Source organism: Natrinema sp. HArc-T2, from assembly GCF_041821085.1.
Classification (GTDB): domain Archaea; phylum Halobacteriota; class Halobacteria; order Halobacteriales; family Natrialbaceae; genus Natrinema.
Genome location: NZ_JBGUAZ010000002.1, coordinates 190,145 through 207,664 on the forward strand (window position 1 = coordinate 190,145; position 17,520 = coordinate 207,664).

16 protein-coding genes are annotated in these 17,520 nt (G+C 62.5%); 8 read left to right on the forward strand and 8 right to left on the reverse strand.

What is annotated here, in order from left to right; all coding sequences use genetic code 11:
* Positions 1-60: 60 nt before the first annotated feature.
* Positions 61-975 (reverse strand): cation diffusion facilitator family transporter, encoded by a 915-nt coding sequence (locus ACERI1_RS05395; RefSeq protein WP_373617049.1) that lies wholly within the window; start codon positions 973-975, stop codon positions 61-63.
* Positions 976-1,198: 223 nt separating this feature from the next.
* Between ACERI1_RS05395 and ACERI1_RS05400 the strand changes: the two genes are divergently transcribed.
* The 4 genes from ACERI1_RS05400 to ACERI1_RS05415 all read left to right on the forward strand — a co-directional run bounded on the left by ACERI1_RS05400 (position 1,199) and on the right by ACERI1_RS05415 (position 3,333).
* Entirely contained in the window at positions 1,199-1,606 is a 408-nt protein-coding gene (locus ACERI1_RS05400; protein WP_373617050.1) for a CrcB family protein, read from the forward strand.
* The gene (crcB, locus tag ACERI1_RS05405) at positions 1,603-2,031 is read left to right on the forward strand and encodes a fluoride efflux transporter CrcB (RefSeq protein ID WP_373617051.1); all 429 of its coding nucleotides are present in this window, start codon (positions 1,603-1,605) and stop codon (positions 2,029-2,031) included. Before ACERI1_RS05400 ends, crcB begins: the two co-directional genes overlap by 4 nt.
* 145 nt (positions 2,032-2,176) lie before the next feature.
* Positions 2,177-2,752 (forward strand): magnesium transporter, encoded by a 576-nt coding sequence (locus ACERI1_RS05410; RefSeq protein WP_373617052.1) that lies wholly within the window; start codon positions 2,177-2,179, stop codon positions 2,750-2,752.
* A complete protein-coding gene (locus ACERI1_RS05415; RefSeq protein WP_373617054.1) occupies positions 2,752-3,333 on the forward strand; it encodes a magnesium transporter in 582 nt (193 codons plus the stop codon). Before ACERI1_RS05410 ends, ACERI1_RS05415 begins: the two co-directional genes overlap by 1 nt.
* 163 nt (positions 3,334-3,496) lie before the next feature.
* On the opposite strand, the gene ACERI1_RS05420 is transcribed toward ACERI1_RS05415, so the two are convergent.
* Positions 3,497-4,711, reverse strand: a complete 1,215-nt coding sequence (locus ACERI1_RS05420) for a potassium channel family protein (protein ID WP_373617055.1) — start codon at positions 4,709-4,711, stop codon at positions 3,497-3,499.
* Between the two features lie 118 nt (positions 4,712-4,829).
* Here ACERI1_RS05420 and serS point away from each other — a divergent pair, with 118 nt between their 5' ends.
* Positions 4,830-6,209, forward strand: a complete 1,380-nt coding sequence (gene serS / locus ACERI1_RS05425) for a serine--tRNA ligase (RefSeq protein ID WP_373617056.1) — start codon at positions 4,830-4,832, stop codon at positions 6,207-6,209.
* 302 nt (positions 6,210-6,511) lie between these two features.
* Here the strand turns inward: serS and ACERI1_RS05430 are convergent, their stop codons facing one another.
* Positions 6,512-8,698, reverse strand: coding sequence for an elongation factor EF-2 (locus tag ACERI1_RS05430; RefSeq protein WP_373617057.1), 2,187 nt, complete (start codon positions 8,696-8,698; stop codon positions 6,512-6,514).
* A gap of 437 nt (positions 8,699-9,135) precedes the next feature.
* On the opposite strand from ACERI1_RS05430, the gene ACERI1_RS05435 reads away from it, so the two are divergent.
* Both ACERI1_RS05435 and ACERI1_RS05440 read left to right on the forward strand, forming a co-directional pair.
* Positions 9,136-9,891 (forward strand): DUF5781 family protein, encoded by a 756-nt coding sequence (locus ACERI1_RS05435; RefSeq protein WP_373617058.1) that lies wholly within the window; start codon positions 9,136-9,138, stop codon positions 9,889-9,891.
* Positions 9,892-10,008: 117 nt separating this feature from the next.
* Positions 10,009-10,707, forward strand: coding sequence for a hypothetical protein (locus ACERI1_RS05440; protein WP_373617059.1), 699 nt, complete (start codon positions 10,009-10,011; stop codon positions 10,705-10,707).
* A 175-nt stretch (positions 10,708-10,882) separates the two neighbouring features.
* Here the strand turns inward: ACERI1_RS05440 and ACERI1_RS05445 are convergent, their stop codons facing one another.
* Complete coding sequence (locus ACERI1_RS05445; RefSeq protein ID WP_373617060.1) at positions 10,883-11,491, reverse strand: 30S ribosomal protein S7; 609 nt, start codon at positions 11,489-11,491, stop codon at positions 10,883-10,885.
* A 2-nt stretch (positions 11,492-11,493) separates the two neighbouring features.
* Positions 11,494-11,922 (reverse strand): 30S ribosomal protein S12, encoded by a 429-nt coding sequence (locus ACERI1_RS05450; protein WP_004267302.1) that lies wholly within the window; start codon positions 11,920-11,922, stop codon positions 11,494-11,496.
* A 368-nt stretch (positions 11,923-12,290) separates the two neighbouring features.
* Between ACERI1_RS05450 and ACERI1_RS05455 the strand changes: the two genes are divergently transcribed.
* Positions 12,291-12,914: a DUF4255 domain-containing protein gene (locus ACERI1_RS05455; RefSeq protein ID WP_373617061.1), complete on the forward strand. Its 624-nt coding sequence runs from the start codon at positions 12,291-12,293 to the stop codon at positions 12,912-12,914.
* A gap of 61 nt (positions 12,915-12,975) precedes the next feature.
* Here the strand turns inward: ACERI1_RS05455 and ACERI1_RS05460 are convergent, their stop codons facing one another.
* Genes ACERI1_RS05460 through ACERI1_RS05470 form a run of 3 tightly spaced genes read right to left on the reverse strand, consistent with a single transcriptional unit; the run spans position 12,976 to position 17,518 of the window.
* Positions 12,976-13,401 carry a NusA-like transcription termination signal-binding factor gene (locus tag ACERI1_RS05460; RefSeq protein ID WP_373617062.1) on the reverse strand — a complete coding sequence of 142 codons (426 nt, stop codon included), beginning with the start codon at positions 13,399-13,401 and terminating at the stop codon, positions 12,976-12,978.
* Positions 13,402-13,404: 3 nt separating this feature from the next.
* A complete protein-coding gene (gene rpoA2 / locus ACERI1_RS05465) occupies positions 13,405-14,598 on the reverse strand; it encodes a DNA-directed RNA polymerase subunit A'' (RefSeq protein WP_373617063.1) in 1,194 nt (397 codons plus the stop codon).
* Positions 14,591-17,518 carry a DNA-directed RNA polymerase subunit A' gene (locus ACERI1_RS05470; protein ID WP_373617064.1) on the reverse strand — a complete coding sequence of 976 codons (2,928 nt, stop codon included), beginning with the start codon at positions 17,516-17,518 and terminating at the stop codon, positions 14,591-14,593. Before ACERI1_RS05470 ends, rpoA2 begins: the two co-directional genes overlap by 8 nt.
* Positions 17,519-17,520: the final 2 nt, after the last annotated feature.

Genomic DNA, 17,520 nt, shown 5'->3' on the forward strand with positions numbered 1-17,520 from the left:
CGCGGCTAATCGGCGGTCGGATTTCATACGACACCTGTCAGTCAGTGGCTGCAACCGGTCTCAGTCGTCGTCGACCGACTCCTTCCACTCGCCGATGCCGGAGGGATCGAGATGGACGTGTGCATCACCGACGTCGTCGATCCCGCGCAGCCGGGTGACCAGCTCCGATTCGATGTCGTGAGCCTCTCGGAAGGGCATGTCTCCGTCGACTTCGGCGTGGACCTCGACCTCGAGGACGGTCCCATCGTAGAAGACGGTCAGGTCGTGGATACCCTGGACGGATGGGTGACACCGCAGCGCACGGGTGATCTCCGCACGCTTTTCGGGACAGGGGGCAGCACCGATGAGGTACTCGACGTTTTCTTTGCCGATCTCGACGCCCTGATAGACGACCAGCAGACTGACCAGCCCGCCGGCGAGAGGGTCGAGCAGCGGGACACCGACCAGCACGCCCAGCACACCGACGATCGCGGCGATCGACGTATAGATGTCGTTCAGACAGTCCACCGCGAGCGCAGTAAGCGCGGTCGACTCGAGCCGCTCGTTGACCCGGACGGTGTAGCGGTAGACGAGATACATATCCACGATCGAGAGCACGAGCGCCGCGAGCAACAACGGACTGAACTCGACGTTGGTTCCGGAGATGATTCCCTCGAGCGACCGGTAGAGGAGATTGAGACCGAGGAGTGCGATGACGGCACCGACGAACAGCGCGGTCAGCGGTTCGATCCGGTCGTGCCCGTGTGGGTGCGTCTCGTCGGGTTCGTCGAACGCGCTGCGTCCCCAAACGAGCACGACGACGCTAGCGACGAGATCGGCCACCGAGTGGGCCGCGTCCGCCAGCAGGGCAACGCTGCCAAAGGCATAGCCCGCCGCCCCCTCGGCGACGATCTTGGCGACGTTCCCGAGGACGTTGACCCAGGACGCCCGCGCGAACCCGCTTCGCCCGCCGTCGGTGGCACCGTCTTCGGCCATAGGTCGGTTTAGAGCCAGTCTAACCTTGGCTTTTTTCGTTCTGCTTTTCGGACTGGACGGGACCTCCCGACTGGCTTTCGGAATCCTCATTGTGGGACAACGGAGAGTGTCGGGACAACTGGGCGATGGGGCCCGCCTGACCCAACTGCCGACCGCCGCTGCGGGTATATTCCCACGGAGACGCCATGACGGCCGGCTGACGGTCCCTGCCACACACCTCGCTATGGCAGCCGATCATTCCCTCGTTCGACTCGAGACGCTCGCACTGATCGCCGTCGGCGGCTTCGCCGGCTCGAACCTCCGGTTGTTCGTGATGGACCTGCTCGCGGACGTACCGTCGATCGTCTTCGTCAACGCCGTTGGGAGTGCGGTGCTCGGCCTGTTAGTCTACGAAGCCGAGTATACGGGTCACATCGGCTCACAGGCGCGGACAGTCTTCGCAACCGGGTTCCTCTCCTCGCTGACGACCTACAGCACGTTCGCGCTTCAGACCGCGTTCGCGGCGGACCCGCTCGCGATCGGCGGGATCGTCGCCGCCAACTACGGCCTTGGATTAGCCGGCGTCCTCGTGGGTCGTGCACTCGCCCGACAGCTCGATGGATCACGACCAGCCGGCGGTGAGACCACGTGAGCGCAAGCCTGACGGTCGGTGCGGACGCACTCGCTGCCAGACTCGTCACGTTCGACCCCGACCCGGCTCACGTCGTCGGCACCGGCGGCGCGATCGGCGCACTCCTCCGATACTGGGTCGGCCAGCGGATCTCGAGTCGCGTGCCGAGTTCCCAGTTCCCGCTGTCGACGTTCGTCGTCAACGTCGTGGGCAGTTTCGCCCTCGGACTCGTGGTGCTCGCGGGCGCGGGCGAGTCGACGCTGCAACTGGTCGGGACAGGGATCTGTGGCTCGTTTACGACCTTCTCGTCGTTTTCGGTCGAAACCGTTCGGCTGTACGAACGCGGTGACCGCGCCCGGGCAGTGGGCAACGCCGTCGTCAACCTGGTGTGTTCGCTCGCGGCGATCGGGCTTGCGTGGGGGCTCGTCACGGCGAGTCCTATCTGAGGATGGTGTACTGACGCGTCCCATCTCCCCTGTGCCGAAACACGTTCGCGTTCGTTCAGGACTGGTAGCAACCCACAACCCATTGTGCGATTCGCTCGCGTTCGACCCGCGGTAGGTTTATGTTCGGACTACGTCATTCGCCGCTATGGAGGGTCGCCAATCCGCGTGGCGCATCTACCGCGAGTCGCTGCCGATTCTCGTGGTTAGTCTCGTCGGCGGTATCTTCGCGGGCTCGGTCCTCGGTTCCGAAGGGATGACAGCAGGGTTCGAACGGTTTCCCGGCATGCTGTTGTTGCTGCCCGCGTTCCTCGCGACCCGGGGGAACGTCTACGGCGCGCTAGGCGCGCGGATCTCGAGTGGCCTCCATCAGGGGATGATCGACCCCGAATTCTCGTGGGATCGACGGCTGGTCAACGCCGTCGCCGCCTCCTTTATCAACGGGATCGGCGTCTCGGTGTTCATCGCCGTCCTCTCGTGGGGGATCTTGCACGTGCTGGGACGTGAATCGGCACGGCTTATCGAGCTCATTTCTATCATGGTCGTTTCGGGCGTGCTCACGTCGACAACGCTGATTTTCGGCTTGCTAACGCTGGTGTTTGCAAGCTACGAGTACGGCCTCGACCCGGACAACCTGATCGGCCCGATCGTCACCACGCTCGGCGACGTCTTCGGCGTCGTCTTCCTCTTTATTGCACTCACGATCGCTGAGGTGTTGTTCTGATGGGGACCGCCGACACGGACGACGCACTCGATACCTGGACAATCAGCCACATCGTCGGGACGATGTTTCCGATTCTGATCGGCCTCTCGGTCCTTGAGATGGGGTCGGGCTACGTCCTCGAGGAACTCCAGGAAACCTACCTCGGAAACCCGACCCTGCTGGTACTCGTCCCCGTGATGATCGGGATGGGTGGAAATCTCGGTGCGATCCTCTCCTCGCGGCTTTCGACGCGGCTTCACCTGGGGTTGCTCGAGTTCGACGTTCGCGACGAAGTGCTGTGGACGAACGTGCTGGCGATCCTGGGGCTGGCGGCGACGGTCTTTTCGACGCTCGGTATCGCCGCCTGGGTGGTCGGCCAGCTCATCGCCGAGCCGATGACACTCGGCGAGTTGCTGCTGATCTCGGTCAGCAGTGGCATGACGCTGGCAGTGATCGCGATCGGGCTGAGCATCGCCGCGACCTACGTCTCCTACACGCGGGGCCTCGATCCGGACGATACCACGATCCCAGTGGTTACGAATCTCTGTGACATCCTCGGTGTGGTCGTCCTCTCGGGCGTCGCGATCGTCGTGCTGAACTGAGTCACGTGAACCGGGCGAACGTCCTGATCACCCGGGTGCGAGCGTGCGTGCACCGGCAGCTATGGACGCGGTGCTACGAGATGAGAATACTCGAGAACGGACGACCTCCCGTCATAGCTCTGCTTTGTGACCAGAGGTACTTAAATGGCGAATGGAGCCCAAATCAGGGTTCCGCGGTCGCGAGCTCGCGGAAGTCGGCTGCAGCCGTCCGGGTCCCCTTCGAGATGAGCACGTCACCACCGCGTAACTCGGCGTCGGCGTCAGCGACCAGCAGCCACCCCTCGCCGGGCCGGCGGATAGCGATCACCGACATCATCGAATCGGCATCGGGCACGCCGGCAGTCACCGCAGTGCCGTCGAGGTCGCTGCCCGGATCGACCACGACGCGAGTGATAATCTCGTCGCTCTCCTGAACGGCCATCTGCACGACGGGGTGGACGTCGATATCGCGCAGGACACCCTCGCTGATCTCGATCGCGGTGTCGCTGATCCGCTCCGTCGAGTTGCCAAGCTGGATCAACCCGCGTAAAACGACCGGATCGCTCGCGTCAGCGGCCGCCCGAAGCGTCCAGGCCTCGAACCGCGACTGCATCGCGTCGACTTCAACCTCGAGGTTGCGGACCTCCTCGGCGAGTTCCTCGCTGTCGAACAGCACGCTGCTGTAGGCCAAGTCGACGGCCAGCTCGGAGAAGTCCTTCATGTGGATGATCGTATCGACGGCCCGCTCGAGATCGTCGATGTCGGGAGCCTCGACGGTCGGTGCCTCGTAGTCCTCGCCGGTCAGCGCCTCACAAACGTCGCCGATCGACGAGTCGGGGCCGCGCAACAACGCCACGTCGTCGGCCTCGACGCGCGTGTTCGGTCCCGGGTTGAGCAGCCAGTCGGTGCCACGCCGAAGCGCGATCGCGCGCACGCCCGTCTCGGACTCGAGGTCGATTTCCTTGAGCGTCCGGCCCGCATACGGCGAGTCCGGATCGACGACGCCTCGGACCAGCGTGCCCGCGGCCTCCGGCAGCGCCGCCCGCATCGCCTCGGGCAGCCCCATGTCCTCGAGGACGATCTTCGCGATGTCACCGGCAGCGTCGCTGATCCCGTCTGCCGCGCCGACGATCCCCAACACGGGCGCGAGCTGTTCGGCGTCGGCTGGCTTGCGCGCGGCCATCAGGAGGCTCATCCGCGCGCGGAGCTCGAGGACGTCCATGCGCTCCTCAAGCCGGAGGACCTCGGTGGCGAGTTCCTCGCTGCGGTGGAGGACCGCCGAGTACGAGAGGTCGATCAACAGCTCCGCAGTGTCTTTCATCTCCACGAGTACGTCCTTGACGCTGACGGGCTCGTACTCGATCGACGCCGACGTCGTCTCGCCCTCGAGCGGGTCCATGTCTCGAGAGTCGGCCCGCCGACGAAAAAAGCGTTTCCCGCCGCTGTCGCAGACGCTCGTGAGACGCAGCCTTCCGACACGGTTTTGCCCGGGCACACAGAACGCACGGGCAAGACCAATGCTCGACCGGACCTATATCCGCGAGAACACAGAGGAGGTACGCGACGCCCTCGAGAACCGCGGGGCCGACGTCGACATCGACGAGTTTCTCGAGCTCGACGAACGCTGGCGCGAGCTGAAAGCCCGCGGCGACGACCTGCGCCACGAGCGCAACCAGATCACCAAGAAAATCGGCAAGCTCGTCGCGGAGGGCAAAGAAGAGGAGCGCGAGGAGGCCATCAAGCGCTCGCGAGAACTTAAAGCCGAGATCGAAGAGGTCGAGGAAGAAGGCGTCGAACTCGAGGAGGAACTCCGAGAACGCATCCTCGAGATTCCACAGATCCCCGACGAGAGCGTCCCGCTGGGCCTCGACGAGCGCCACAACGTCGAGGACCGGCGCTGGGGATTCGACGACCTGCGTGACCTGCCCGACGAGATCACCCCTCACTACGACCTCGGCGAAGATCTGGATATCATCGACGAGGAACGCGCCGCGAAGACGACGGGCTCGGGCTTTTATTTCCTCAAAGGCGAGGGCGCACAGCTCGAGCACGCCCTGATCCAGTTCATGATGGACATCCACCGAGAGCAGGGCTACGTCGACCTCTTCCCGCCGATTCCAGTCAAGAGCACCTCGATGCGCGGCACGGGCCAACTGCCGAAGTTCGCCGACGACGCCTACCGGCTGGGCGGCAGCAACGAAGAGGAGTACGACGACGAGGACCTCTGGCTCTGTCCGACCGCGGAGGTGCCGGTCACCAACATGTACGCCGGCGAGATTTTACTCGACGACGACCTCCCACTCAAACACCAGGCCTACACGCCCAACTTCCGGCGCGAAGCCGGCGAACACGGCACCGAAACCCGCGGCATCGTCCGCGTCCACCAGTTCAACAAGGTCGAACTCGTCAACTTCGTCGAACCCGAGGAGAGCTACGACCGCCTCGAGAGCCTTCTCGAGGAGGCCGAGGAAGTCCTCAAACGGCTTGGACTTCCCTACCGCATCCTCGAGCTCTGTACCGGCGATCTGACCTTTGCCTCCGCCAAAACCTACGACATCGAGGTCTGGGCTCCCGGCGACGACATGGACGACGGCCCCGACGAAGGCGGCCGCTGGCTCGAGGTCTCCTCGGCATCGAACTTCGAGGACTTCCAGGCCCGTCGCGCCGGCCTGCGCTACCGACCCGAGCGCCACGAATCGGCCGACTACCTCCACACCCTGAATGCCTCCGGACTCGCGATTCCGCGGGTGATGGTGGCGCTCCTCGAGTACTACCAGAACGAGGACGGCACGGTGACGATCCCCGAACCCCTGCAGCCGTACATGGGTGACAAGGAAGTCATCGAGGGCCACGAGAAGGTCGGCGAGTCGGCGCTTGGTGCGGGCGAGCGCGAGTAACCGCTCGATACACCTCGTCAGCGAGCGCTGGCTCCTTGTGGAAGCCGCATTCTCTCGGCGCTGCCAAAACGTTCCGGAATTGATGGAGTTGGTACTCGCAGCGGGAAGAACAGGGAGAGAACGAAACGGTTGAATTCGAGCCGCGCTACGACTGACGACCCATTCTCTCGAACGCCACCGCGTCGTTCACGCGGTCGATGTCGGCTGCTATCGCCTGCAGAGCGCTGTCGCTCGAGGCCCAGCGTCGAAAGAAAACAGCAGGAACAGCAGAGTAACGGGCTGGTGCCCGTCGGAGCAGCCGATTAGATGTAGTCGATGCTTGGCGGCAGTTCGAGCTTCATGCCCTTGCGCTCTCGGATCTCCATGATCTTATCGCGCTGGAGAGAGTCAGACATGAACTCGAAGCCGGCGTTTTCGGTGTTCCAGGAGGCACGACCCTCGGTCGCAGAGCGGATGTCGCTTGCGAAGCCGATCATCTCGTCGACGGGTGCGATACCCTCGACGACCATGAGGTCACCTTCCTGGTACATGTCGTCGACGCGGCCACGGCGACCCTGAATCTCGCCGGAGGCAGCGCCCATGTGGTCGTTTGGCACGTCGATACGGACGTCCTGCATCGGCTCCATCATCTTGATGTGGCCGTCGATGAGCGACTTGTGGACAGCCTCGCGGGTCGCGGGGATGACCTGTGCGGGACCACGGTGGATGGTGTCCTCGTGGAGCTTGGCGTCGTGCAGACGGATGAGCGTTCCCTGGACCGGCTCGTTGGCGAGCGGACCGTTGTCGAGGGCCTCCTCGAGCCCCTCGATGAACAGCTCCATCGTTTCGTTCAGGTGCTGGATCCCTTTCGTCTGGTCGAGCAGGATGTTCGTGCCGTGGATGTGCTCGACGACCTGGGAGTCGTCTTTGTCCATGCCGGCTTCCTGGAGCGCTTCACGGCGCTCGAGTTCGGGCATGTTCATCGACGCCTCGCCCATTCGGATCGTCTCGACGATCTCCTCGCTGAGCGGCTCGGCGGAGATGTAGAAGCGGTTGTGGCGGTTTGGCGAGATGCCTTCGACCTCGTCGCTTGCACGGTCGATAGCCTCGCGGTAGACGACGATCGGCTCACCGGTGTTGACCGGGATGCCCTGGTTCTTCTCGATACGCTGGGTGATGACCTCGAGGTGAAGCTCACCCTGTCCGGAGATCAGGTGTTCGCCGGTGTCTTCGTTGATCGTAATCTGGATCGTCGGGTCCTCTTTCGAGACCTGTCGAAGCGTCTCGATGAGTTTGGGGAGGTCGTCCATCGTCTGGGCCTCCACGCTCTTCGTGATGACCGGCTCCGAGATGTGTTCGATCGACTCGAAGGGCGTCATCTCGACGCTCGAGACGGTCGAACCGGCGATCGCGTCGCGCAGGCCGGTAACGGCTGCGATGTTCCCGGCAGGGACGTGGTCGACTTCCTCGCGTTCGCCACCCATGTAGATACCGACGCTCTGGACGCGGTTCTTGCCCGCAGTGCCCGAGACGTACAGCTCCTGGCCCTTCTCGAGGGAGCCCGAGAAGACACGACCGGAGGCGACTTCGCCAGCGTGTGGGTCCATCGCGATGTCGGTGACCATGAAGACGACATTGCCGTCCTCGTCGACGAGACGCATCTCTTCGGCAAGGTCGCTCTCGGCGTCACCACGCCAGATGCGTGGGATACGGCGGGGCTGAGCGTCGACAGGGTTCGGGAAGTGCTCACAGACCATGTCGAGGACGACGTCCGACAGGGGCGTCCGCTCGTGGAGTTCCTGGCGCTTGTCGGCGCGCTCGAGTTCCATGATCTCGCCGAAGTCCATGCCGGTACGCTGCATCGACGGCATCGAGACACCCCACTTGTACAGTGCGGAGCCGAAACCGACGGTGCCGTCTTCGACGGAGACGGTCCAGTCTTCGATATCGTCCATTTCCTCGGTCATCCCGCGGATGAGTTCGTTGACGTCCTGGATGACGGCGAGGAGTCGCTTTTGCATCTCTTCGGGTCCTTCCTGGAGTTCGGAGATGAGGCGGTCGACCTTGTTGATGAACAGGGTCGGCTTGACACCCTCGCGGAGTGCCTGTCGCAGGACCGTCTCGGTCTGGGGCATTGCCCCTTCGACGGCGTCGACGACGACGAGTGCACCGTCTACAGCACGCATCGCACGCGTGACGTCGCCACCGAAGTCGACGTGGCCCGGCGTGTCGATGAGGTTGATGAGGTGGTTGGTCCCCTCGTACTCGTGGGTCATCGAAACGTTTGCCGCGTCGATAGTGATCCCACGTTCCTGTTCGTCTTCTTCCGTGTCCATCGCGAGCTGTTCGCCGGCAGTCTCGTCGGAGATCATACCGGCACCAGCCAGCAGGTTGTCAGAAAGCGTCGTTTTCCCGTGATCGACGTGAGCGGCGATGGCGATGTTCCGGATGTTCTCCGGTTCGTCCATCAGCCGTTCACACTCTTGGACGATCTTTTTGCGTCGGCCCATATACACCCTGTTACCGCCAGCGGGGTCAAAAGGGTAGTGTTTCGTCGCCGCCGAAATCCGTCGTATTTCACGGTTCGAACGCCGGAATGTCCAATTTGCGTGAGTGAATACCACGCAGTTTGCTCAGCGGGCCCAGTTGATATCGTAGCCACTGATCGTCACTGCACACCTGACCGCACGATCACTGTGTCACTCGTTTCAGTTGGGACTCTAGTGCCAGAGTTGAATGTCACATCATCGCCGGTCGTTCATTCACGATGTAAATTCAGTTCACGAGGAAAGTAGATCGTGCCATAATGGGAGACTGAAGCAGGACGCGTTCGGTGGGCAGGGAGTGGCCTGGATGAAAACTTGACAGATAATATTCGTATTCTCCGGTTCACAACGTGACGCCAGCCGTTACTGTAATAGCGCTGGACGCCTTGGTACGTACAACCATGGATGTACGTGTCCAGGGACCTGGTCCGGTTTCTCCGTTCCTCAGCGCCCGAGATATCTTCGAGACCGAACACGACCTCTCGCTGCCAGTCTCCGTCCACCTCCGGGACGACCCCGACGAACGGACCTGGGCTGCCCACTACGACGACCACCACGTGCTCAACATCTCGCGACAGGCCGCCTCGTCGGCGATGGCTCGCGAACTCGCCCTCCACGAATTCGCCCACATGGCCCGCCACGAACAGCGCCATCCCTCCCACACCCAGTCGACCGAAGAAGTGCTCTACCTCGCACTGGCCGGCAGGCGCGTCGAGCGGCGCAAGCTCTCACACTGTTACCAGATCGCAAACCACATGAAAGATATCTACGCCGACGACATCACACTCTCGGTCAGCCCCGGTGAAAAACTGCTCTCCTTTCTCGAGGCGAGTCTCGCCGCCGCAGTCATCGACCGCCCCGAGACGCCGCCACGACCCGGCCTCGAGCGGCTCTCTGCGAGCGCCGATCCCGAAATTACCGCCGTCAACGCAGCTTTCGCACTGGCACTCGCGGAACGACACGACCTCGTCGACACCGAGCACCGGCTGTACGATCTCGCGCATGCGGCCGCGATGGACGCACCAGGGGTTGCGTTCGAGGAGTTCAACCACCGCTTCCGAGAACTCGCACGTGAGCCCGATACGAGCACGTACCGGCAAGTGCTCGTCGACGCGACGCGATCGTACGTCGGCGGCGAGGGCCTTGCCGCGGACTGACCGATCAAGGGAATCGGCGTCTCCGTAGAGCAGCAGCCCACAATCGGACTCAGACGGCAACTACAGTCGGCCCAAACACTTATTGTTTGATACAATCACCAGTGGAACATACTAGGAATGATTTCGGGAACGGACTGCGCGGGGACGAACGGGGACGGCTTCTCCGACGAGTTAACACGACTGAAACGCCAAGGGGCAAGCGTTCTCGTCGTCGGCTCCGTTCGACCGGCACACCGTCAGGACACCTGTCAGCGACTGCTTGGCTGTCCGACAGACCGTGTCCGACGGCGCGTCCTCGTTTCGACAACCGAAGGTCCCCACCCCGTGTCACATCACGTCGATGCAACCGGTCCCGAAACGCTTTCTGTCATTAGCTACGATGCTCGGGCCCGCAGTGCCACAGCGACGACCCCATCCACCTCGCCGTCGATCGAACCGTCGACCACCGACGTCGACACCCTCTCCGAGCTGGGTATCGCCATCGCAAGTGCGATCGATACCTTCGAAGCCGATACGGACAGCCTCGAGCCAGCCGAACTCAGAGTCGGTATCGACTCACTGCTCCCGCTGCTCGAGGAGTACGGCCAGCAACACGTGTTCAAGTTTCTCCATTTGATCAACGGACGAACCCAAGACGCCACCGGAATGGTGCACTATCATCTCCCTGTCGAGCGAGACGCACGGATCGTCCCGACTCTCCCGCCGCTTTTCGACATCGTCGTCGAGTTGCGCGAACACGACAGCGAGTTCCAGGAACGATGGATTATCCACGATGGAACCGATAGCTCCGGATGGGTATCGGTGAGTCCGGAGTAACGCTGCCACGGGACACCACCCTGTTCGGACCGGTCTCGAGTGTCTAATTATATATTCATTCCGGCAGCTCCAAGGCCGTTTTAGTTCTTGTAAGAAAATCTATAGACTGGTGTCTAAGGAGAAGTCGAGAGATAGAAAGACGAGAATGCCGCCGAAACCGACTTGACGGATCGCGTTAGCGTGCAGCTGCCGCGACGCGCTCTTTTTCTTCTTTCTGACTAACCGCGTAGGTCTGGACGTCGTAGTTGGCCGCGCCAATGAGCTGGCTGGCGATAGCCTCTGCGACGGGCGTTGCCGTCTTGAACGAGTCGTTGTAGACGCCTTCGGCGAGGAACTTCAGTGCTTGGTCGACCCGACGCTGGGGGGCGACGTCGACGGCCTTCGGGACCGAAATCCCACCGTATTTGAGGCGGACGGTCTCCTCTCGCGGGGCCGCGTTCTCGACGGCCGTCACGAGCACCTGAATCGGGTTGTCCTCGGTGCGCTCGTGGATGAGCTCGAACGCATCACGGACGTAGTTGAGCGTCTGCTGTTTCTTGCCCGTGTTCTCCTCGGTCTGCATCAAGCGGTTGATGAAGCGCTCGACGATCGAGATTTCGGACTTCTTGAACTGTTTGCTGGCGTGGCGACCCGCGGTGTGCGCGACGGGCGAGACCGTGATGTAGCGCTCGGTCGAGGGGTCGGCGTACTCGATTTCGCCGATCTCCCACTCACCGAAGAGCTTCGCTGAAACGTCTGCGCCGCCGGCTGGCGCGTCCGGGTCCGGTTGGTCTTCTGCAGCCATGATTATCGCACCGGTTTTTCTGCGTTCCCGCGAACGAGTTCTTTCAGCGCGACGCCATTGACCTTGTCAACCTTGTAGTTGACACCGGAGAGGTCACCCATCGCACGGCCCTTCGCCCCACCGATACCGGCGATGGTGACTTCGTCGTGTTCGTCGATGAACGAGATTGCACCGTCACCGGGACAGAACGCAGTGACCTGCTTCCCGTTTTTGATCAGCTGCACTCGGACGCACTTTCGGATCGCCGAGTTTGGCTGCTTTGCCTCGATGCCGACCTTTTCGAGTACGATACCACGTGCCTGGGGCGCTCCCTCGAGGGGGTCGGACTTCTCGCGAAGTCCACGGGCGCGGCGCGCGTAGTCAGAGTCGGACCACCGCTGGTTCTGGCGGTCCTTCTTGAGCTTGCGCGCGGCATATTTGCCGTTTGCCATAGTACCCGTCGCTATCCGTCGAAGCCACTTAAGCGACCCGTTTCGAATCTACGAGACGGGTCGAGATCGCTTTAGATACATCGCTCGCCGAATCTGCGGGCGTTTCGACGGCTCGAGTTACGGACGGAGCGCGGGTTAGCGGCGTTCGGCGGACGAGAGGTTTCCGAACGTCGGGTGCTCGATCGACGCTCAGTTCCGTGCCACGAGCAGTTGCGGCAGCCAACCGACCGGGGGCGAACGAGCGGTTCGACCAGAAGTACCGCGCTGGATACGAACGGGTCGATCACTGTGTTGATTTGGCGGTTTCGTATGGAAAATTATACAATGGGATTAGTAGATATAAGTATTGGCTCGGTAGTTACGATCCAATGACAGACAGCGCCATTGCAGACGTCAGTAACGTATTGCTCGAGCTGATAAAAGCGAACGCTGGCGAGCGGAGTCCCATCGGTTCGCATCGGGTCGAAGTGGCCTCTCCCGCCGATGTCGACTCCCTCTCGAGCGTCGATATCACACTCTATCCGTATCGGATCGAAACGGACACCGCGATGGGATCGGGGAGCCGAACGATATCCGGGACGGCGCGACAGGATCGACCGCTAGTGCTTTCGATACGCTATCTCGTGACTGCATACGCCGTCGGCGACGGTGGTGAAAGCGACGATGAGGGGCGGACGAATCCTTTCAAACGCCAACAGCGTCTCGGTGCAGTCCTCCAACTGTTCCACGACAACAGTCGGATCGAGCCGACCGATGCTCCTGCCCTGCTCGGTCAGGAGCAACCGCTTTCGATTTCGATCGTCGACGAACCAGTCGAAGAGCTACTGTCGCTATGGTCGCAGTTTTCCGGCGTACCCCACCAACCGTCGGCGACGATCGAGGTGAGTCCGGTGGTAGTCCAGTCGCTGAACGAATCAGAATTCACGCGCGTCGAAGACCACGAGATGAGAGTCGACCGGCGCTCGAGCGAGTCTGACCGGGACGCAGAATGAGCGATGTCTGTATATCGAGCGACGAATAGCGACCAGAGATCGAACGAATCCCGACGCGTGCCTACAGCAACTGCACGTCGTCGATGTCGAAGTGGCGCTTCGCGAGGGTGCGGGCGGAGTCGATCGTCCGCCCGTTGGTTCCGATCGCGACCCCGCGATCGGATTCGGCGACTTCGACGTAGGCGACGGTGTCGTTGTTCTCGCTGATCGTGACGTTGTAGACGGCTGCCGGCGCGAGTGCGTTCGCGACGAACGTCTCGGGGTCGGCTGCGTCTTCGATCAGTCGAGCCTGCGCGTCGACGCGATCCTCGAACCGCTGGACAGTCCGCCCGTCAGGGCCGATCGCCTCGCCCATCTTGCCGCGTTCGACGACGATCAGGAGACTGTCACCGCCGTCGGTGACGAGACAGTCGCGTCCGGCGACACCGGTGACATCCTCGAAGGCGGCAAGATACTGGCGAGCGTCGTCGGCGAGGGTAACCCCCATCGATCAGTCGGCCTGACTGCTTCCGGACGTGGTCGACCCCATCCGAAGGTCGACGTCGCCGGTCCCGAGCTTGATCGGTTTGCCAACGATGACGTTCTCCGTGACACCGTCGAGATCGTCGATCTCGCCGTGGATTGCGGCGTTGAGAAGGTGGTTGACCGTCACCTCGAACGCCGCACGAGCAAGCACGGACTCCTTCGAACCCGAGATGCCGTGGCGACCGATCGACTCGATCTCGCCGCGGTTGGTCATGATGTCCGAGACGAGCATCAGGTGCCGGACGTTCACGTCGTCAAGCCCCTGCTCGGCTAGCGTGTTGTTCGTCTCCTCGATGATCGCTTCGCGGGCCGCCTCGATACCGAGGTTGCGACGGATCTCGTGAATGTTGTTACACGTCGTCCGTGAGGCGTCGACGCCTTCGATCTCTAAGACGTCGCCGAAGGCCGATCCCTCGGTGTAGAGGACGAACTCCTCGCCGTCTTCGAGTTCCTCACGGCGGATAACGACCCGGGAGATGTCCTCGATGCCCTTGAAGGTGATATCACGCAGCTCTTCGACGAGCTGGAGGAGGTCGCGGTAAGACGGCTCTTCGGGACCGAACTCGATCTGAGTGCCCTGCTGGACCGTCTTGACACCCAGCGAGTCCTCGATGATCTCGGCGACTTCCTCGGGCGTGATCATCCGCTCTTTCAGGGTGTCTTCGTTGAGCGAGATCTGGACGCGCATGTCCGCGACGTTCGTCGAGACGTCACCCAGCGCGAGGATTTTGGTGGCTTCGATCTTCCAGACGACCTCGTGGGCGCGTTCGCGTTCCGTGGCGTACTCGCCCTCGAGGTAGACAGTCATCATCGGCGTGTCCGGGGTCTTCCGGGCGTCGACAAGCTCGATGAGACGGGGCAGCCCCTGGGTCACGTCGATCTCTGCGACCCCCGCATAGTGGAACGTGTTCATCGTCAGCTGGGTCCCGGGTTCACCGATCGACTGTGCGCTGACGGTGCCGACGGGGTCGAGCGGGTCGACACGCGTGTCGAGATAGCGAGTCTCGACGGCCTTCGCGAGTTCGTCGGCGTCTTCGACCGTCGCGCCTTCGCGGGCCTCGAGCGTCTCGTAGACTTCGTCTTTGAGTCGCCGTGGCAGGTCGGTGTCCTCGACGACCGCGATCGTGTCGTCGGAGACGTCGTACTCGACGTTAGTCATCGGAGGTCACCTCCGTACCCTCGGCAAGGCGATCGTCTGCGTGTTCCGAGAGGTTCGTTGGCCGCGGTCGCGAGCCGAGGAACTCCTGTTTTTCGTCTTCGGACTCGAACTCGGAGTCGAGCACCTGGCTGGCGATGTTCTCGACGTCGATGTTGTTCTCGTCGCCGGAGGAGACCTTGACCGGAGAGGTTCCGTCCTCGCCGAACTCGAACTGGACGATCGTGTCCGAGGTGTCCCGGACCGTGCCGTCGTACTGCGTCTCGAGTTCGGAGAGCGCGTTGATCAACCGGCGCTGCAGGTAGCCGGACTTGGAGGTCCGGACTGCCGTGTCGACCAGCCCCTCGCGGCCACCCATCGCGTGGAAGAAGAACTCCCGCGGGGTCAGGCCGCTGGTGTAGGAGTTCTCGACGAAGCCGTGAGCCTCCGCCGAGAGGTCGTTGGGCTCGTAGTGGCTGAGGGTCCGGTCCTCGTAGCCGCGGTTGATCCGCTCGCCACGAACTGCCTGCTGGCCGACGGCGCCGGCCATCTGGGTCAGGTTGAGCATCGACCCACGCGCACCGGAGTTGGCCATGACGACGGCCGGGTTGTCGTCCTGGAAGTGCTCGTCGGCGATGTTCCCGGCGTTGTCACGCGCACGGGAGAGCGTCTGCATGATCTTCATCTCGAGGGTCTCGTCGATCGTCCGACCGGGGAGACTCTCGAGTTCGTTGCGCTCGTAGGCTTCGATCAGTTCCTCGACGCGATCGTTGGCGTCCTCGATGGTCTCGTCGATGCGTTCCTGGGCTTCCCCGGGAATCGTCTCGTCGTCGATCCCGATCGAGAACCCGAAGTGCATGATCGCACGCATCGCCAGCGTCGAGACCTCGTTGATGAAGATTCGTGCGCGAGTGTTGCCGTAGATCTTCGTGATCGTGTCGACGATCTCGCCGCCGAACTCGCCGACCTCGTCCTCTGCGATGGTCCCCTGGAGCAACTGGCCGTCTTCGATGACGACCTCGTCGCCGACAGTACCGGTAAACTCGAGGTTCAGGTCGTCGGGCAGCAGTTCGGAGAAGACGTCGTACCCGGTCCAGAACGGCTTGCCCTCGTCGTCGACGCCGCTGGGTTCGGGTAGTTCGTCGATCCGGGTCGCACGCAGCAGGTCGAGCGCCTGCGTCTCGTTGAACCGGGGATTGTCGTTCGTCAGGAGGTACATCCCACTGATGTGGTCCTGGATCGCCCCGATGATGTTCTCACCGAAGCGGGGACTCAGGATCTGCTCTTGTACGCGCATGAGGACGCGCGCTTCGGCGCGGGCCTCCTCGTTTTGCAGCGCGTGCATGTTCATCTCGTCGCCGTCGAAGTCGGCGTTATACGGCGGACAGACGACGGTGTTCAGCCGGAACGTCTTGTACGGCATGACCACGACCTCGTGGGCCATGATCGACATCCGGTGGAGCGACGGCTGGCGGTTGAAGATGACGATGTCGCCGTCGATGAGGTGGCGATTCACTTCCCAGCCAGCTTCGACTTTCTCGGCGAGTTGCTCGCAGTTCTTCTCGGTTACCTTCAGCCGGCGACCGTCCGGTCGACGGACGTAGTTCGCACCGGGGTGGCCCTCGGGACCGTTCGAGACGAACCGGCGGGCGTCCTCGAGGTTGCGCTCGGTGACGTTCATCGTCTGGGTCATCTCCTTGGCAACCCGATCTGGGACACCGACCTCGTTGAGCGAGAGGGTCGGGTCCGGCGAGATCACGGTACGCGCAGAGAAGTTCACACGCTTCCCGGACAGCGAGCCACGGAACCGACCTTCTTTGCCTTTCAGGCGCTGGGAGAGTGTCTTGAGCGGTCGCCCAGAGCGGTGTCGCGCCGGCGGCGTCCCCGAGATCTCGTTGTCCATAAACGTCGTGACGTGGTACTGCAGGAGTTCCCAGAGGTCCTCGATGATCAGCTGGGGCGCACCCGCCTCGCGGTTCTCCATGAACCGCTGGTTGATGCGGATGATGTCGACCAGCTTGTGGGTCAGGTCGTCCTCGGAGCGCTGGCCGTTGTCGAGCGTAATCGACGGGCGTGCGGTCACCGGCGGGACGGGAAGGACGGTGAGGATCATCCACTCCGGACGGGAGCGTTCGGGGTTGATGCCGAGTACCTCGATGTCCTCGTCCGGAATGTTCTCGAACCAGTCCCGGATGTCGCTTGGCATCAGCTTGTTCGTGTCCTCCTCGGTGAGGTCGATATCAAGGGCCTTCTCGATGGCCTTGCGCTGACTCTCACGCGGGCGGAACGACCCCGAGAGGATCTCGTTGACTCGAGTGAGCTCGATCTCGGTCTTCTCGGCGAGCTCGTCCGGCGTCGTTCGCTCGACGCCAGCCTCCTCGTCGCCCTGCATTGCGCCGGCGATGCGCTGGGAGTACTCGCTGGTCAGCACCTGCTGAACCTCGTAGTAGGTGGTCGGCTTCTCGTGGTCGATGTCGTACTGGATCTCGCCACAGAACGGACACCGATCCTTCTTGCGCGCCTGCCGAATCGCGGCTTTCGTCACGTCGTTGAGATCGCGGCTCAGCTTTCGGGACTCCTCGATCTGATCGCGGAACTCGTCGCGCTCGTCTTCGGTCAACAGCAGCCGGGAACACTCTCGACAGGTCCCCCGCAGGAGCCGCCGAATGAGCTTCGTAAAGCCGACGTGGATGACCGGCGCAGCCAGTTCGATGTGGCCGAAGTGGCCGTTACACGAACCCGAGTGCTTGCCGCAGGTCTTACACTCGAGGCCGGGGTCGATGACGCCGAGTCGTGGGTCCATCAGCCCCATGTCGATGGGGAACCCGTCGTCGTCGTAGGTGTCCGCCGTGATGATCTTCGTCGCGCTCATCTCCCGATACTCCTCGGGCTCCATGAGCCCGAAGGAGATCTGCCCGATGTCTTTGGGTGTCGTATCTTGCATGG

What these genes read in the sequence shown, in the direction of transcription:
- ACERI1_RS05445 (WP_373617060.1), bottom strand. Translation starts at nt 11,491, where the DNA reads ATGGCTGCAGAAGACCAACCGGACCCGGACGCGCCAGCCGGCGGCGCA.
- ACERI1_RS05395 (WP_373617049.1), bottom strand. Translation starts at nt 975, where the DNA reads ATGGCCGAAGACGGTGCCACCGACGGCGGGCGAAGCGGGTTCGCGCGG.
- ACERI1_RS05455 (WP_373617061.1), top strand. Translation starts at nt 12,291, where the DNA reads ATGACAGACAGCGCCATTGCAGACGTCAGTAACGTATTGCTCGAGCTG.
- ACERI1_RS05440 (WP_373617059.1), top strand. Translation starts at nt 10,009, where the DNA reads ATGATTTCGGGAACGGACTGCGCGGGGACGAACGGGGACGGCTTCTCC.
- ACERI1_RS05420 (WP_373617055.1), bottom strand. Translation starts at nt 4,711, where the DNA reads ATGGACCCGCTCGAGGGCGAGACGACGTCGGCGTCGATCGAGTACGAG.
- ACERI1_RS05470 (WP_373617064.1), bottom strand. Translation starts at nt 17,518, where the DNA reads ATGCAAGATACGACACCCAAAGACATCGGGCAGATCTCCTTCGGGCTC.
- serS (WP_373617056.1), top strand. Translation starts at nt 4,830, where the DNA reads ATGCTCGACCGGACCTATATCCGCGAGAACACAGAGGAGGTACGCGAC.
- rpoA2 (WP_373617063.1), bottom strand. Translation starts at nt 14,598, where the DNA reads ATGACTAACGTCGAGTACGACGTCTCCGACGACACGATCGCGGTCGTC.
- ACERI1_RS05435 (WP_373617058.1), top strand. Translation starts at nt 9,136, where the DNA reads ATGGATGTACGTGTCCAGGGACCTGGTCCGGTTTCTCCGTTCCTCAGC.
- ACERI1_RS05410 (WP_373617052.1), top strand. Translation starts at nt 2,177, where the DNA reads ATGGAGGGTCGCCAATCCGCGTGGCGCATCTACCGCGAGTCGCTGCCG.
- ACERI1_RS05430 (WP_373617057.1), bottom strand. Translation starts at nt 8,698, where the DNA reads ATGGGCCGACGCAAAAAGATCGTCCAAGAGTGTGAACGGCTGATGGAC.
- ACERI1_RS05460 (WP_373617062.1), bottom strand. Translation starts at nt 13,401, where the DNA reads ATGGGGGTTACCCTCGCCGACGACGCTCGCCAGTATCTTGCCGCCTTC.
- ACERI1_RS05400 (WP_373617050.1), top strand. Translation starts at nt 1,199, where the DNA reads ATGGCAGCCGATCATTCCCTCGTTCGACTCGAGACGCTCGCACTGATC.
- ACERI1_RS05450 (WP_004267302.1), bottom strand. Translation starts at nt 11,922, where the DNA reads ATGGCAAACGGCAAATATGCCGCGCGCAAGCTCAAGAAGGACCGCCAG.
- ACERI1_RS05415 (WP_373617054.1), top strand. Translation starts at nt 2,752, where the DNA reads ATGGGGACCGCCGACACGGACGACGCACTCGATACCTGGACAATCAGC.